The sequence below is a fragment of the Hypericibacter sp. genome, from assembly GCF_050729195.1.
Taxonomy (GTDB): Bacteria; Pseudomonadota; Alphaproteobacteria; order Dongiales; family Dongiaceae; genus Hypericibacter.
On the sequence record NZ_JBOHKS010000002.1, the window covers coordinates 1 to 16,013 of the forward strand.

Genomic DNA, 16,013 nt, shown 5'->3' on the forward strand with positions numbered 1-16,013 from the left:
CCCTCGGGCGCGATCATGATCGCCAACAGCGAGCCGCGATCCTCATAGGGAGCGAGCTCCGAAGGCAGCAGTCGGAAGGTGAAGACGCCGGCGCCGGCGACGGCCAGGAACAGCAGCACCACCAGGATCCGCCAGCGCAAGACCGCGCCCAGGAACCGGCGATAACCGCTGGTGAGCCCGATCAGGACCTTCTCGATCGCGTTATAGATGAAGCCGTGCCGCTCGCTATGCTTCAGCATGCGCCCGCACATCATGGGCGAGAGCGTCAAGGCGACGAAGCCCGAGATGAGGACGGCGCCCGCGAGCGTCAGCGCGAACTCGACGAAGAGCCGCCCCGTGCGGCCTTCGGTGAAGGCGAGCGGCGCGAACACGGCCGCCAGCGTCAGGGTCATGGCGACGACCGCGAAGCCGATCTCGCGCATGCCCTTGAGCGCCGCATCGATGGGTTTCATGCCGGTCTCGATATGCCGGTAGATGTTCTCCAGCACCACGATCGCATCGTCGACCACGAGGCCGATGGCCAGCACGAAGGCCAGCAGCGTCAGCGTATTGATCGAGAAGCCGAACAGAAACATGATCGCGAAGGCGCCGATCAGCGAGACCGGGATGGTGACGAGCGGCACCAGCGTGGCGCGCAGCGAGCGCAGGAACAGGAAGATCACCGCCACCACCAGCAGCACGGCCTCGCCAATCGTGTGGTAGACGGCCTGGATCGAGCGGTCGATGAAGACGGCCGAGTCATAGGCCATGTCGATCTTCATGCCGGGCGGCAACTGCGCCTCGATCTCGGGGATGGCGGCGCGCACGGCCTTCGAGACGTCGAGCGGGTTGGCGACCGACTGCTTCACCACGCCCAACGCCACGGCGCTCTTGCCCTGGAAGCGGGCGATGATGCGGTCGTCCTCGGCGCCGATCTCGACGCGGGCCACGTCGCGCATGCGCACCAGATAGCCGTCGGCATTCTTGAGGATGATCTTGCCGAATTCCTCGGGCGTCTTCAGGTCGGTCTGCGAGACCACGGTGAATTCGCGCCGGTCGCCCTCGATCCGGCCCGCGGGGATCTCGGCGTTCTGGGCGATCAGCGCCCGCTCGACATCCTGGGTGGTCAGCTCATAGGCCGCGAGCTTGTCGCGATCGAGCCAGATGCGCATGGAATAGCGCCGCTCGCCAAAGATCGGCACATCGGCCACGCCCGGAAGGGTCTGCAGCCGGTCCTGCACGACCCGGTCGGCGAAGTCGGTGATTTCCAGATCCGAATGGCGGTCCGAGGAGAAGGCGAGATAGAGGATCGGCTCGGCGTCGGCCTCGACCTTGGAGACGACCGGCTCCTCGATGCCCTCGGGCAGCTGGCCGCGCACGCGCGCCACGCGGTCGCGCACATCGTTGGCCGCGGCATCGACATCGCGGTCGATGCGGAATCGGGCGGTGATCTGGCTTTCCTCCGAGCGGCTGATCGAGGTCACATACTCGACGCCCTCGATGCCGGAGAGCGAGTTCTCGATGGTCTTGGTGACCTGGCTTTCGACGATCTCGGCCGAGGCGCCGCGATAGGTGGTCGAGACCGTCACCACCGGCTCGTCGATGTTCGGATATTCGCGCACGGTGATGCGCGAATAGGAGACGATCCCGATCAGCGTCAGCACGATCGAGAGCACGGTCGCGAAGACCGGACGCTTGATGCAGATATCGGAAATTCGCAAAGCCCGACGCCCCCCGGTTCCGCTGGCTCAGCCGCCGCTCGAGGCGGTGCCGGCGTCGCCACCCGAGCCGCTGCCCGAATCGCCGCCTGCGGCGGGTGCCGCCGGCTCGGCCGGTGCCGCCGCGTTCGGGATCGGCGCCACGCCCATGCCGTCGGCGATCTTCAGCTGGCCTGCCGTCACCACCAGCTCGCCGGCCTGGAGCCCTTCGAGCACCTCGACCTTGCCGTTGATATATTCGCCGACCTTGACCTGCGTCTGGGCGGCCTTGCCGTCCACCACGCGGAACACGAACTTCTGGCTGCCGAAGGGCACGATCGCCGATTCGGGCACCAGCAGCGCGTTGGGATGGGTGTCATAGACCAGCGAGACCCGGGCGAAGAGGCCGGGACGCAGCTTGTCCAGGCTGTTGGGGACATGCGCGCGCAGCACGATCGAGCGGCCGCCGGCATCGATCAGCGGGTCCATCGCATAGATGGTGCCTTCGAAGGCCTCGCCGGGGAGCGCGTCGATCACGAGCTTGATGGTCTGACCGAGCTTGACGGTGGTGTAGTAGATTTCCGGCACGCGGAAATCGACCTTCAGCGGGTCGACCTGCTCCAGATTGATGATGACGTCGCCGGCATCGAGATAGTCGCCGAGGCTGACGCGCCGGAGACCCAGCACCCCGTCGAATGGGGCCTTGAGCTCGGTCTTGGCCATATTGGCTTCGGCCAGCGAAATGCGGGCCAGATTGTCGTTGAGCGCGGCGTTGGCGCGCTGCATCGCCTGCTCGCTCGCCACCTCGCCCGCGCGCATCTTCTTGTAGCGCTCGACATCGGCCTTCGCGAGCTCGAGGCCCGATTGGGCCTGCAGCAGCTCGGCGCGATAGACCGACTGGTCGAGCCGGGCGATCACGGTGCCTTCCTCGATCCTCTGGCCTTCCTGGACCAGGATCTCGGCCAGCCGGCCCGGGATCTCGGGCGCGACCTGGATCGATTCGTTCGAGCGCAGCGTGCCGACCGCGGGGATCACCAGATCGATGCTGCCGGTCTCGACCGGGCTCGCCTCGACCGGCACCGAGAATCCCCCCGCCGGGGCGGCGCTGGCCGCGGCCGCCGCTTCTTTCGCCGCCTCACGTGTCTTCCACCAATAGCCGCCCCCAGCCGCGACGGCGACAAGGAGGATGACGATCAGAACAATCCGGCGCATAGGGGTGAAGTCCTCGGTTGCGACTCTCGCGGGGCGCACGCGGGCGCCGCCGGGGGCCCTGGATATAAGCCGAACGGGGGCCTCAAGCCAACCCCGCGTTGTTTCGGGTTATTGCGCCGCACAACCACCCTGACTCGAGGCTTGATCGCGGACCAGCGAATGTTTGGGATGTGAACTCTTAAACGCAGTGGCCCGACGGCTTTCCGGTTTCCGGTCTTGAGCTCAAAGCTGCTGTCAGACCCGGCGGTCAGCAGTTCGGCGACGTGCCAAAAAACGGCCACTGGGTCGCTGGGAGCTGCCAGACATTTGTAGCGATATGACTGCCTTCAGTCTGGCGGGAGCGCTTTCGCCAGACGATAATGTCGAGAAAGTGGGAGGAAGCAGTGACAGCCGTTATTCCGCTCAGTAGGTTCGAGAACGTTCCGCTTAGGGAGGCTTGGCCGAGCGAGGACGAGAATTTCACTCCATGGCTTGCGCAGCCAGAGAACATTAAGCTTCTCGCCGATGCGCTGAATATGGAGCTTGAGGTTGAAGCGGTGGAGCGCTGGGTCGGCTCCTTCCGAGCCGACATACTGGCGCGGGCTGTCGACGAACCAAATCACTTCGTCGTTGTCGAAAACCAGTTCGGTCGGACCAATCACAGCCATCTGGGCCAAATCCTGACATACCTCGCTGGGATCGAGGGCGCGAAGACCGTCATCTGGATCGCCGAGACCATCCAGCCAGATCATCGAGCGGCGATGGATTGGCTCAACACCAATACAAGCGAAGACTTCTCGTTTTTCGCCATCGAGATCGAGTTATGGCGGATCGGAAACTCGCCGCCTGCTCCTCGGTTCAATGTTATCGCCAGCCCGAACGATTGGGCGCGGACGACCCGCAAGAGCGTTCGCGATCTCGGCGGCGAGGCCGAGACGGAACGGCACCGCATCAGGCTCAACTACTGGCAGTCGTTTGCCGAGTACCTGCAGGAAAAGGGATCGACGTTTCGGATCAGACGCCCTAATCGCGACCATTGGTTCTGGTTTGCCATCGGCCGCGCAGGATTCGGGATCAACGCCACCATCAGCAGCGATCGGGAACGCATCGGTGTCGAGCTTTACGCGTCGAACGATTTGGACAAGACGGCTTTTCGCGCGCTTTATGCGCAGAAGGAGGCCATCGAGAAGGAGTTCGGCGAGCCGCTGGAATGGCAGGAGCTTTCAGGTAAAAAGGCCTCGCGCATCGTGCTCTACAAGCACGGCGTGGATCCGTCCGAGAAGGCGCAGTATCCCGAGTTGCACGCTTGGATGCTGACGAAGATGGATCGGTTCAAAAAAGTGTTTGCTGGGCGCGTCAAATCTCTGTCCCTGGCGTCGACAGCCGGCGCAGAGGAAAGCGCGGAGCCGCCAGAGGAAGAATCTCAGTAAGTGCAAGTCGAGCCGAAGTAAGTGTCCATGCTTAGCGGCTATTCACCGGGTCTGCGGCAGTATCCGTCCATCTTAGCTGTTAAGTGGACTTAGGCTGTCACTTGGTTGAGGAAGGTGCGAGCATGTGCTGGCAGAGCGATTCCAGCGTCCTGCTTTCCGGCCTTCTTGTTTCCTTGAACCATCGAACGATCTGGCTGTACGGCTCGCCCCATAGCTCATAGGCATAGCGCCTCGCGCATGTGGGCGGGGCGTTCGAGGTATCCATGCAGAAATGGATGAAGCGGAAGATCTCTGCGCCCGTTAGGCACCACAGCCGCGGTTCCTCCTTAAGAGGCGGGCAACAAAGCAGAGCGCGCGCCCTCACGTTCCCCTCAACGATACCTGCGCGAGCCGCGTTGGGGTCGGCGCTGTCCGCGAGCAGGATCGCCAACTTGGAGGCGACAAACAGGATCTCGGCTTCCGGCAAAACGCCGGCCCATCGAAGCACGTCTGCGATGTTTGCCTCGTCTCGGATTGGCTCGTTGAACGCCGGCGCACTGCTTTTCACTTCGCAGAGGATCAGATCGATCAACCCATCACGAATGTCGAGGAAAGGCGGGAGATCGACCATCCGTGCGGACTGATTGTGCCAGGGATGACGTATCGCTAGGCAGTCAATTTCCCCTATGTTTTGGCCACGCTTCGAGGAGTGAAGAATTAACCCGGTTGTGAAGTAACCGCACAGGCGCAGGTACAGCGTCGCAAGTGCTACATAGACCTCGGATGCGTTCACCTCATCCTCCAGATTTGGTCAGGCGTCCTACAGGCGTTGCAGATTGTAGAATACACAAAGCGACGGGTAGGGAGATGTTACCCTGCCCATCCGCAGCAAAGCAGTTGGACCGAAGGGCTCCCCTCTGGCGCCCGGCTCACGGTGAAGGTCAAGCCACTGTGCCTCGGATCGCGAGCAGCGCTTGCAAGGGCAATTCTGCTCCTGACTCGGAGTGGCCCCTCGTCGTCACAAGGACAAAGAGCGCCCGGCGTCAGAAGACGGACATCGGCTCGGTCAGGAAGGCCAGCTCCTCGGGCGTGCTCTCGCGGCCAAGCGCCAGATTGCGATGCGGGAAGCGGCCGAATCGCTCGATGATCTCGCAATGCCGCAGCACATAGCGGAAGGTGTCCTCCGCCTCGTTGCGGGCCGCATCCCCCTCATGCGCCTCGACCCAGCGCCGGAACAGCTCGACCGAGCGGCGCTGATGCTCGAGCTGCTCGCTATGCTCGATCGGCAAGTAGAAGAAGGTCCGCCGGTCGAGGGGCGTCGCCTGGTCGAAGCCGCGCCCGAGGGCGCGCAAGGCTGCCGCCAGTGCCGCCGCGTCATAGAGGAAAGCGCGCGGGCTGTTACGGAAGATGTTGCGCGGGAACTGATCCAGCAGCACGAGCAGGGCCAGGGCGGTATCGGGACGCCGTTCCCATTCGGTGAAGCGGCCCTGCGCCGCCGGCTCGATCCAGCCGCCGAAGCGGTGCCGGATCTCTGCGTCGAAGGTGGCGTTCCGCTCGAACCAGAGCGGCCTCGCATAGTCGGAGAGCCAGAAGTCCAGGAGCGCGCGGGGATCCATCGATCAGGGACCCCGGCGCACGGCATCGAGATGCCGGCCGAACTCCCGGCTGCCCATCAGCGCCTGGCAGCGCTCGAAGCGATTGACCGCATAGGCCCAGAAATCGTCGACCGGGTTCTGGTTCATCAGCTGGATGCAGCCCCAGAGCGTCCAGAGCAGGTCGCACATGGCCTTGTACATGACCATGCGCCCGACATCGTTCGCCGGCGCCTTGCCCTCGAAATAGGCCTCGAGCTCGGCCACATCCTGGTCGGGGCCGAAGCCCGCCTCGACCGAGAGATCGCCCAGATCCCACATCGGATCGTTGTTGCCGGCATATTCCCAATCGACGATCACCATGCGGCTGCCGGTATCGAGGAAGTTCTCGGCGAGCGGATCGCAGTGGCAGGGCTTGAGCGGCAGGGGATGGCGCGCCAGGGCGGCGCGCACCGCCTCGGCCTCCTTCTGCACCGCCTCATAGCCGTCGGGCACCCTGGCGCCCTTGGCGCGGAGCAGGCCCAGATAATTGTCCATCATCTGGAAGAGCTCGAAGCGCCCGGCCAGGGTCTCGCCGGAATCATGCATCTTGCGAAAGGCGCGGGCCGCGCGCGCGACCGCGCCGAGGTCCCTGAAGCGCTCGCCATTCATCGTGGCGGCGCCCTCGATGAAGCCCGTCACCTGCAGCCCGTCGGTATCATCGAAGAACAGCAGCGGCGCATTCACTCCGGCCCGGTCGGCCGCGGCCGCGTTCTGCTTCTCCGCCTTGCGGTCGATATAGTCCGAGGTGCCCGCGCCCGGAATCCGCAGCACGCAGGCCTTCCCATCAGGTGTCGCGATCTTGTAGTTGCGGTTGGTGAGCCCGCCCAGCCGCTCGATCCGGACCTTGGCCGGGTCGGCCCTGGCCAGGAACGGGATGCGGTGGAAGAGGGATAGGGCCTCCCCGAATTCCTCACTCATATGCATTCCCCTGCGATGGCCCGATCTTGGCGCCGGGCTTTGCGACTAGCTCTTCAGCCGCTCCATCTTCGGATCATAGAGCGGCCCTTCATGGCGCGCCGCCTTGTAGCGGTCGCCATAGGCCTCGATCTCATAGCCGTTCGCGGGCCCCACCAGCCCGATATCCTCGTTGGCGAGATAGGCATAGAGGATCGCCTTCCCGACCGTATGGCCGAAATTGGCGCTGGTGGCGACCGCGACCGGCCGGTCGTCCCAGAGGACGCATTCGCCGCCGACCACCGCCAGGTCGAAGCCGCGACGCTGGTCGAGGGTGAAACAGCAGAGCCGGCGCTTGGTCCCCTCGGCCTTGATCCGCGCCAGGGCTTCGCGGCCGATGAAATCCGGCTTCTTCTGCGAGATGCGGAAACCCAGTCCGGCCTCATAGGGATTGTAATCGGGCGTGATGTCCGAGGACCAATAGAGATAGCCCTTTTCCATGCGCAGCGTGTCGATGGCGCGGTAGCCGACATCGGCGATGCCGAACTCCTCGCCGGCGGCCCAGAGCGTCTCATAGAGATGCTGTGCATACTCGCTGGGGACATGCAGCTCCCAGCCCAGCTCGCCCACATAGCCGATGCGGGCCGCGAGGACCGGTGCTGCGCCGACCGCGATCTCGCGCGCGGTCGCGAAGGGGAAGGCGGCGTTCGAGACATCGGCCTCGGCCACTTTGGCCAGCACCTGGCGCGCCAGCGGCCCGCAGAGATTGATCGTGGCTCGGGCCGAGGTCATATCCACCAGGAAGACCGAGCCGTCGCGCGGCATATGGCTACGGATCCAGTGGAAGTCATGGGTGGCGAAGGCGCTGCCGGTGACGAAATAGAAGCGGTTCTCCTCGAGCCGGATGAAGGTGACGTCGGCCTCGATGCCGCCGCGCTCGTTGCAGAGCTGGGTGTAGATGATGCTGCCGACCGGCTTGTCCATGTCGGCGGCGCAAAGCCGCTGCAGGAAGGCGAGCGTTCCCGGCCCCAGGATCTCCGCCTTGGAGAAGGAGGTCTGGTCGATCAGCGCCACGCGCTCGCGCACCGCCTTGTGCTCCGCACCCACCGTGTCGAACCAGTTGGGTTTTCCAAAGGAGGGACGATCCTCGGCTTCCATGCCGGCCGGCGCGAACCAGTTGGGGCGCTCCCAGCCGCCGCGCGAGCCGAACACCGCGCGCTTGGCTTTGAGCTTGTCATAGAGCGGGCTGCGCCTTATGCCGCGCGCCGAGTGATGCTCCTGCTTGGGATAGCCCAGCGCGTAATATTTGCCATAGAGGTCGATGGCGCGCGGGAAGCAGAAGGCCTTGGTGGTGTGGTGATAGCCGAAGCGGCGGATGTCGAGCGGCCAGAGATCGAGGCTGGGACGGCCTTGTGTGATCCATTCCGCCATCATGGCGCCGGCCCCGCCGCCGCCCGCAATGCCGTAGGTGAAGCCGGCCGCGACGAAGACATTGTCGAGCTCGGGCGCCTTGCCCATCACATACTCGCCGTCGGCCGAAAAGGGGATCGGGCCGTTGATCAGCTCGCGCACGCCCACGGTCTCGACGATCGGGGTTCGCTTGAAAGCCGCCTGCGCCAGGCCTTCGAAGCGCTCGAAATTGCCCGGCAGCAATTGCTGGCCGAAATCGGGCGGAATGCCGTTCTCGCCGAAGGGCGGCGTGCCTTCCTCCCAGCCGCCGATCACGATGCCGCGCACCTCGGGCTTGTAATAGATGCGCAAGTCCGGGTCGCGCAGAGTCGGCATGGATTTCGGCAGGTCGGGGATCGGATCGGTGATGAGATATTGATGCTCGACGGCGATCGAGGGGACGCGCACGCCCATCGAGAGGCCCAGCTCGCGCGCCCACATGCCGCCGGCATTGACCAGGATATCGCAGGTGATGCGGCTCTCCGGGGTGAGGACGGCATCGACGCGGCCATTCTTGATCTCGAAGCCGGTGACCTTCGCGCCCTGGCGGATCTTGGCGCCCTTCATGCGGGCGCCTTTTGCCAAGGCCTGGGTCAGGCTCGCCGGGTCGGCATAGCCGTCGCTCGGCAGATAGGCCGCGGCCAGCACGCCCTCGGTCGAGAGGATCGGGCACAGCTCCTGCGCTTCCTGGGCCGAGAGCAGATGCATCTCGAGCCCGAAGCTCTTGGCCATGGTGAGCGAACGCTTGATCTCGGTGAGCCGCCCGGGCGAGGAGGCGACGCGCAGGCTCCCCACCCGCTTCCAGTCGGTCGCCTGGCCGGTTTCGGCCTCCAGCGTGTCATAGAGCGCCACGCTCCGCTGCAGCATGCGGGTCAGGTTGCGGGACGCGCGCAGCTGCCCGACCAGCCCCGCGGCATGCCAGGTGGCGCCATGCGTCAGGCCGCTCTTCTCCAGCAGGAGAACGTCGGTCTTGCCCATGCGCGTCAGGTGATAGGCGATCGAACAGCCGATGATGCCGCCGCCGATGATGACGATTTCCGCATGTTCCGTTGCGGTCATGGACCCGTCCTACCCCCTCAAGAAAAGCGGCCGCCCCGTTGCTGAGGCGGCCACCCTAAGCACGACATGGACTCAAGCGGATTGACGGACCGAGTTCAAGCCGCGATCCCATTGGCCGGAAGGATCCGCTGCACCGCCGGCCGCGCCCGCACCGTATCGGCGCAGCGTTTCACATGCTTGAACCGGCTATAGAGGTCCGGCATGGGTTCCTGCCAGTTCGCGAGCATGAACAGGAAGGCATCGCCGCCGCTGAAGCGGTCGCCCAGGAGATAGGGGCCCTTCTCGCCCAGCGCCTTGTCGATCCGGCCCCAGATCTCGCCGAGCCTGGCCTTGGCGCGCGACTGGACCGCTCCCGTGCCCTTGGCATCGTCGGTGAAGCGGTCCGGATAATAGTAGGCGAGGTAGGTCGGCTGCAGCGTGTTGGTCAGATGTGCCAGCCACTGATAATAGAGCCCGCGCGCCGGGTCGCCGATCGCCGGCGCCAGCTTCGCCTCCGGATGGCGCTCGGCCAGATAGAGGCAGATGGCCGCCGATTCCAGGATCACCTGCTTGCCATCCACCACCAGGGTCGGGATATTGGCGTTGGGATTGAGCTTCAGATATTCCGGCGACTTGTGCTGGTTGCTGGCGATGTCGATAAGCTTGAGCTCATGCTTGGCGCCGATTTCCTCGAGCAGGATCTGCGGCGCGAAGGCGGCGCTGTTGGGCCCCCAATAAAGCGTGTACATGATCTTTGCGTCTCTCCTCGGGTCTTGCGTTCAACCAGCCGCGAATTGCTTGAGGAATTCGCGGGTCGACATGACCCGCGCAAACCCGCCGCCGATGAAATCGCCCACGGCGTCGCGAACCTGGTCTTGGTCCATCTTCGCGGTCCCGGGCGTGCCGGTCGCGTCGAGGACGAAGTCCACATAATAGTCGAGATCATGCGCATCGCGCGCCGTTGTATCGCAGCAGAAGTTCGTCATGAACCCGGTGACGACGACGCGGTCGACGCCCAGCTTCTTCAGCTTCTCGTTGAGCCCCGTGCCGGCGAAGGAGGAATAGCGGCTCTTGACGATCTCGATGGGCTTGGCGGGAACGGCCAGCTTCTCGTCATAAGCGACCGCCGCCGACTTCTCCTTGAAGGAGAAATCCGACGCGGGGCCGGCGAAATCGAACATGCGGCCGAGGTCCGAGCCGTCGAGCTTATGGACATGGCGGATGAAGATGACCGGCGCCTTCTTCGCGGTGAAGCGCTCGATGAGCTGGTTGATGCGCTTGACGGTCTGGCCGGCATTCTTGCAATAGAGCTCGTTGCCCTTGACCGTGTAGATCTGCTGCACGTCGACAACCAAAAGCGCGGTCGTCATCTTCATCTCCGTTCCGGTTCTTGTTGCTGCTGATGCATTCGGGGCCTTCGGCGAAGGCGAGTGAGGGTGCCGCCAATGGCGCGCTTCGACAAGCTTCTTGTCGGGGGAGTTCGCGGGGTTCAGGCGGCTTTCGGCTTCGGTTTTTCGCCGCGGCGCAGCATGAGTTGCGCGCTGAACAGCAGGATCAGCGAGACCGTCAGCACGACCGTGCCGATCGCATTGATCTCGGGCGTCACGCCGCGCCGGATCGAGGCGAAGATATAGATCGGCAGGGTGGTCTTGGAGCCGGCGACCCAGAAGGCGACGACGAAATCGTCGAAACTGAAAGTGAAGCTCAAAAGGAAACCGGCCACGACCGCAGGCAGGATCAGCGGCAGGATCACCTGGCGGAAAGTCCCCCAGGGCGAGGCGTAGAGATCGGCCGAGGCCTCCATCAGGCTGCGGTCCATGCCGGCGATGCGCGCCCGCACGATCACGATGACCAGCGCCAACGAGAACAGGGTGTGGGCGGCGATGATCGAGCCGAAGCCCATCCCCAGCTGCGGGGCGGCCGCCGGATCGCCGGGCCAGATCGCGATCAACATCTCGTTGACGAGGCCGAAGGTCGTCACCAGCGCGATCAGGGTCGAAATGCCGATGACGATGCCGGGCACCATGATCGCGATATAGGTCATCGCATCGAAGAAGAGGCGGGCGACGCCCCTCACGCGCTGCAGGGCCAGCGCCGCCATGGTGCCGAAGACCGTGGCGAGGCTGGCCGAGGTCCCGGCGACGATCAGGCTGTGGGTCACCGCCTCGATCACGAAGCGGTTGTGGGCGGCCTTGCCGTACCACATCGCCGAAAGACCCTGGAAGTCGGATGCGTTGTTGCCGCTGTTGAAGCTGAACAGCACGATCAACACGATCGGCGCGTAGAGGAAGAGATAGACGGCGACGGTATAGGCGCGCATTCGCCGGATCTACAGCAGCGACACGTCGCGGCCCGCGCCATAGCGGCGGGTCACGCGCAGATAGATCGTGACAGTCGCCAGCATGATGATGACCAGACTCATGGCGACCGCCGAGCCGAACGGCCAGTTGCGCGACTGCAGGAAGAGATCGACCAGCGCATTGCCGATGAAGAACACCTTGCCGCCGCCCAGGAGCTGCGGGATCAGGTACTCGCCCATCAGCAGGATGAAGACCAGCATGCAGCCGGTGATGACGCCGGGGGCGGAGAGCGGCAGCGTCACCTGAAGGAAGCTGCGCCAGGGATTGGAGCCCAGATCGGCCGCGGCCTCGATCAGCCGCTTGTCGAGCCGCTCCAGGCTCACAAAGATCGGGAATACCATCAGCGGCAGATAGCCATAGACCATACCGATCAGGACCGAGAGCGGCGTGTTGATGAGCCGCACCTCGCCCAGCCCCAGCCATTCGATGACCGAGGGCAGGCCGCGCCCGCCGAGGATGAACATCCAGGCATAGGTGCGGATGAGGAAGCTGGTCCAGAACGGGACGATGACGAGGATGAGGAGGAAAAGCCGCAGCCGCGGGCTCGCCTTGATGGCGAGGTAATAGGCCAGCGGATAGGCGGCCAGCAGGCAAACGATGGTGCCGAGCGGCGCCAGGAGCAGGGTGTTGCGGAAGGCGGCACTGCGCGCCGGCAGGTTGAGATAATTGGCGATGGTGAAGCCCGCCTGATAGCCGCCGGCGGGTGCCCGTTCGCCGAAGCTGAACACCATCACGACCGCGAGCGGCACCACCAGCAGCGCCAGATACCAGAGGGCGCTGGGTGCCAGCAGCAGCGCCGTGGTCCAGCGCGTGCGTTTTTCGGCTTTGGCGCTCGTGGCTGTCGTCGTCATCAGTTCCGATCCGAAGGAAGAAGCCTCTCGCCCGGGCCCTCTCCCCGCGAAACCGGGAGAGGGCAGCGTCTATGACGCCCGGGCAAGAGGCTTTATGCCGGTCGAGTTACGCCGACTTGAAGCGCGCCATGATCTCGGCGCGCGCCGGGTTGGTCAGCGTCGCCGCCGCTCCGAACTCGAGCGGGGCCAGCAGCTCCGCCGCCGGATACATGATCGGATCCTCGAGCAATTCCTTCGGCAGCAGCTTGTTGGTGCGAGCATCGGCCGACGGGTAGCCATGGAACATGACTTCCTTGGCATTGACCGCGGGCGTGAGCAGGAAGTCGGCCAGCGCATAGCCGGCGGCGCGATGGGGTGCGCCCTTCGGGATGGCGTAGAAATCGGACCAGATCTCCCCACCTTCTTTGCCGATGATGTACTCGATCTCCGGCAGGTCCTTGTGCATCTGCTTGCCGTCGCCGGTCCAGCAGACCGTGAGCCAGGCGTCGCCATTGCGCATCGAAGGCTGGTAGTCCGAGTTGATGGCGAAGAGATGGGGCTTGGCCGCCAGCAGCAGCTTCTCGGCGTCTGCCAGTTCCTTGTCGGCGATCGAGTTGAAGGAGTAGCCGTAATATTTGAGCGCGTTGCCGATGGTGGTGAGCTGGTAGTCATGCACCATCGCCCGGCCGCTATATTTGCCCATCGCGAGATCCCAGAAATCCTTCCAGGAGGTCATCTTCTCGGTGATCTTCTTGGTGTTCACCGCATAACCGGTGGTGCCCCAATCCTTGGAGACGGCATAACTCTTGCCGCCGATCGAGCCGGCCTCGACGAAGCGCTTCTCGATGCTGGCCGGGTCGTAGTTCGGCAGCATCGACAGATCGAGCGCCTCGATCAGGTCGAGCTCCTTGTAGGTCGAGATCGTATAGTTCGTCGGCACGAACAGGTCCCAGCCGGTGCCGCCGGCCTGCAGCTTGGCCAGCATCTCTTCGTTCGAGCCGAACACGTTCACTTCGACATTCACGCCGGTCTTGGCGGTGAAGTCTTCGAAGTTCTTCGGGTCGTGATAGTTCGGCCAGGTGGTCAGCGACACGCGGTCGCCGAGATCGCCGGCATAGGCCTTGCGTGGCATCACCAGCTCCGGCATGGCCTTGGCCAGCACGGCCGTCGCCAAGCCCAATCCCGTCACGCCCAGAAACTGGCGGCGCGAGATCGAGCCCATTTGCCAGCGGCGCATTTGATAAATGAAATCTTTGCGATCCATGGTCGTCTCCTCTGTCTTGTCGGTTTGTCCGTCGTCTTCAATGGCGACGGTTCGTTTCATGCGACGGTTGTCTTCGCAATCTCTTTCGCCGGTGGCGCCGTCCCGTCCCGCACGCCGGCGGAAAGCCCTATTCTCGATCTAGGCGTCGGCCAGCGCCAGGGCGCCCTGGCGCCGCCAGCCCAGTCCGACCTCGGAGCCGGGCGCAAAAGCGCCGGATCCCGCCCGCGACGCCTTGGGGGCCCGCACCAGCACGGTCCCCAGCTCGGTCGTCTCGATGCTGAACTCGGTCTGATCGCCCAGATAGATCCGGTTCTGGACCCGGCCCTTGAAGCGGTAGTCGAACCCACCGCCGGCGGCGGCGTCGGCGACATCCCAAAGCTCGATCATTTCGGGCCGCACCGCGATGACGGCCCGATCCTTGCCGGCCAGGGGCTCGCCCTTGCGCGACAGGGGTGCTGCCAGGGTCACGTCCTTGTCCGTCTTGAGCGAGGCCCCGGCGACATCCTGCTGCAGGATGTGGCCGGCAAAGAAATTCGATTCACCGACGAAATCGGCGACATAGCGATTGACCGGCGCGTCATAGAGCTCGGTGGGCGAGCCCATCTGCACGATGCGTCCGTCGCGCATGATGCCGATCGTATCGCTCATGGAGAGCGCCTCCTCCTGGTCATGGGTGACCAGGATGAAGGTGATGCCGACTTCCCGCTGCAGGTTCTGCAGTTCGATCTGCATATCCCGCCGGAGCTTGCGATCGAGCGCCGCCAGGGGCTCATCCAGCAGCAGCACGGTCGGATGGTTGATCAGCGCCCGCGCCAGGGCCACGCGCTGCTGCTGCCCGCCGGACAGCTCCCAGATGCGCCGTTTGCCCATGCCGGGCAGACGGACCAGCTCCAGCGCTTCGCCGACGCTCCGCTCGATCTCGGCGCGGCCCGGCTGCGGCCGGCGCTGCCTCAGCCCATAAGCGATGTTGGCGAAGACATCGAGATGAGGAAACAGCGCGTAATGCTGGAACACCATGTTCACGGGCCGCTGATAGGCGGGCACGCCCACCACCGAGGCGCCGCCGATCTCGATGACGCCTTCGCTCGGCTGCTCGAAGCCGGCGATCAGCCGCAAGGTCGTGGTCTTGCCGCAGCCCGAGGGCCCGAGGAAGGAATGGAACGCACCCTTGGGGATCTCGAAGGAGACGCCGTCGACCGCGACCACCGGCCCGAAACGCTTGGAGACGGCGCGGAAGCTCACATCCGGCTCCCCACTGGCCGGGCGCGGCTCGGTCGCTGTGCTCATGGTGGCAATCGCCAACGGCGTTTCCCGGTCCCAGACGACGGCTTTTGGGGGTCTATCCCCTTGTTTTGTCGTGAGGTTGCGACATCTCTTTCAGTCTGTATATACCTCCATGGTGATAGAATTGCCCGACTAGCACCTCTTTAGGGGATAGATTGACCGCGCTCGATCATCGCTGGCATCAGTATTTCGCGGCGGCGCTGGCTGCGCTCGAGACGCCGGAATTCGCCCCGGCGCTGGTGCGGGCGCTTGCCAGGATCGCGGAATTCGATTTCTCGGTGATCTTCGGCTATTGCGGCGAGGCGCGGCCGATCGACCTCTTCAACAACTTTCCGGCGGCCCGGCGCGACGTGTTCGTGGCCGACTATCAGGCGGGACCCTATCTGCTCGATCCCTTCTATCATGCGAGCCGCGACCGGGTGCCGAGCGGGCTCCACCGCATGCGCGACCTCGCGCCCGACCGCTTCTATCAGAGCCAGTATTATCGCTCCTACTATGCGAGGACCGGCCTCGCCGAGGAGATCGGCTTCTTCCTGTCGCCGTCGAGCGACGCCACGGTCGTGATCTCCCTCATGCGCGACGGCCACTGCACGGTCTTTCCGGCGCGCGAGATGAACCGCCTCCAGCAGGTGGCGCCGGTGGTCATCGCGGCGGCCGAGCGCCATTGGCGCGGACTCAAGGCGCAGGCGTCGCCGCCAGCCGGCACCAGACTGCATCCTGGCCCGCAGGCGCTGCCCTCGGGGCTGGACCTCAGCACCTTGTTCGATGCCTTCGGCGAGCGGCCTTTGACGCGGCGCGAGCGCGAGGTGGGGGGGCTGGTCCTGCGCGGCCATTCCTCCGAGGCGATCGCGCGCCAGCTCAAGATCGCGCCCGGCACGGTCAAGATCCATCGCAAGAACATCTATGCCAAGCTCGGGATCGCCAGCCAGGCCGAGCTGTTCTCGCTGTTCCTGTCCTCGCTCGCCGGCAGGACCTGAAGCCGGC

14 protein-coding genes are annotated in these 16,013 nt (G+C 64.5%); 2 read left to right on the forward strand and 12 right to left on the reverse strand.

Annotated features, from left to right (window positions below):
- Both ACREE8_RS00025 and ACREE8_RS00030 read right to left on the reverse strand, forming a co-directional pair.
- Positions 1–1,700: efflux RND transporter permease subunit (locus tag ACREE8_RS00025; protein ID WP_431570917.1), on the reverse strand; the 1,700-nt coding region annotated here is incomplete at its 3' end.
- A gap of 27 nt (positions 1,701–1,727) precedes the next feature.
- Positions 1,728–2,888 (reverse strand): efflux RND transporter periplasmic adaptor subunit, encoded by a 1,161-nt coding sequence (locus ACREE8_RS00030; RefSeq protein ID WP_431570918.1) that lies wholly within the window; start codon positions 2,886–2,888, stop codon positions 1,728–1,730.
- A gap of 383 nt (positions 2,889–3,271) precedes the next feature.
- Here ACREE8_RS00030 and ACREE8_RS00035 point away from each other — a divergent pair, with 383 nt between their 5' ends.
- Positions 3,272–4,297: a DUF4268 domain-containing protein gene (locus ACREE8_RS00035; protein WP_431570919.1), complete on the forward strand. Its 1,026-nt coding sequence runs from the start codon at positions 3,272–3,274 to the stop codon at positions 4,295–4,297.
- Between the two features lie 97 nt (positions 4,298–4,394).
- On the opposite strand, the gene ACREE8_RS00040 is transcribed toward ACREE8_RS00035, so the two are convergent.
- The 10 genes from ACREE8_RS00040 to ACREE8_RS00085 form a co-directional block, all read right to left on the reverse strand.
- Positions 4,395–5,069 carry a hypothetical protein gene (locus tag ACREE8_RS00040; RefSeq protein ID WP_431570920.1) on the reverse strand — a complete coding sequence of 225 codons (675 nt, stop codon included), beginning with the start codon at positions 5,067–5,069 and terminating at the stop codon, positions 4,395–4,397.
- Between the two features lie 250 nt (positions 5,070–5,319).
- Positions 5,320–5,892, reverse strand: coding sequence for a DUF924 family protein (locus ACREE8_RS00045; RefSeq protein WP_431570921.1), 573 nt, complete (start codon positions 5,890–5,892; stop codon positions 5,320–5,322).
- 3 nt (positions 5,893–5,895) lie between these two features.
- Positions 5,896–6,828 carry a phosphotransferase gene (locus ACREE8_RS00050; protein ID WP_431570922.1) on the reverse strand — a complete coding sequence of 311 codons (933 nt, stop codon included), beginning with the start codon at positions 6,826–6,828 and terminating at the stop codon, positions 5,896–5,898.
- A gap of 45 nt (positions 6,829–6,873) precedes the next feature.
- A complete protein-coding gene (locus ACREE8_RS00055; protein WP_431570923.1) occupies positions 6,874–9,312 on the reverse strand; it encodes a GcvT family protein in 2,439 nt (812 codons plus the stop codon).
- Positions 9,313–9,407: 95 nt separating this feature from the next.
- Complete coding sequence (locus ACREE8_RS00060) at positions 9,408–10,040, reverse strand: glutathione S-transferase family protein (RefSeq protein ID WP_431570924.1); 633 nt, start codon at positions 10,038–10,040, stop codon at positions 9,408–9,410.
- A 30-nt stretch (positions 10,041–10,070) separates the two neighbouring features.
- Positions 10,071–10,661: a cysteine hydrolase family protein gene (locus ACREE8_RS00065; RefSeq protein ID WP_431570925.1), complete on the reverse strand. Its 591-nt coding sequence runs from the start codon at positions 10,659–10,661 to the stop codon at positions 10,071–10,073.
- A 119-nt stretch (positions 10,662–10,780) separates the two neighbouring features.
- The gene (locus ACREE8_RS00070) at positions 10,781–11,611 is read right to left on the reverse strand and encodes an ABC transporter permease (protein WP_431570926.1); all 831 of its coding nucleotides are present in this window, start codon (positions 11,609–11,611) and stop codon (positions 10,781–10,783) included.
- A 9-nt stretch (positions 11,612–11,620) separates the two neighbouring features.
- Positions 11,621–12,502 carry an ABC transporter permease gene (locus tag ACREE8_RS00075; protein WP_431570927.1) on the reverse strand — a complete coding sequence of 294 codons (882 nt, stop codon included), beginning with the start codon at positions 12,500–12,502 and terminating at the stop codon, positions 11,621–11,623.
- A 106-nt stretch (positions 12,503–12,608) separates the two neighbouring features.
- Positions 12,609–13,745 (reverse strand): ABC transporter substrate-binding protein, encoded by a 1,137-nt coding sequence (locus ACREE8_RS00080; RefSeq protein WP_431570928.1) that lies wholly within the window; start codon positions 13,743–13,745, stop codon positions 12,609–12,611.
- Positions 13,746–13,883: 138 nt separating this feature from the next.
- Positions 13,884–15,032, reverse strand: a complete 1,149-nt coding sequence (locus ACREE8_RS00085; RefSeq protein ID WP_431570929.1) for an ABC transporter ATP-binding protein — start codon at positions 15,030–15,032, stop codon at positions 13,884–13,886.
- Positions 15,033–15,184: 152 nt separating this feature from the next.
- Between ACREE8_RS00085 and ACREE8_RS00090 the strand changes: the two genes are divergently transcribed.
- Positions 15,185–16,006 (forward strand): helix-turn-helix transcriptional regulator, encoded by an 822-nt coding sequence (locus tag ACREE8_RS00090; RefSeq protein ID WP_431570930.1) that lies wholly within the window; start codon positions 15,185–15,187, stop codon positions 16,004–16,006.
- Positions 16,007–16,013 lie beyond the last annotated feature (7 nt).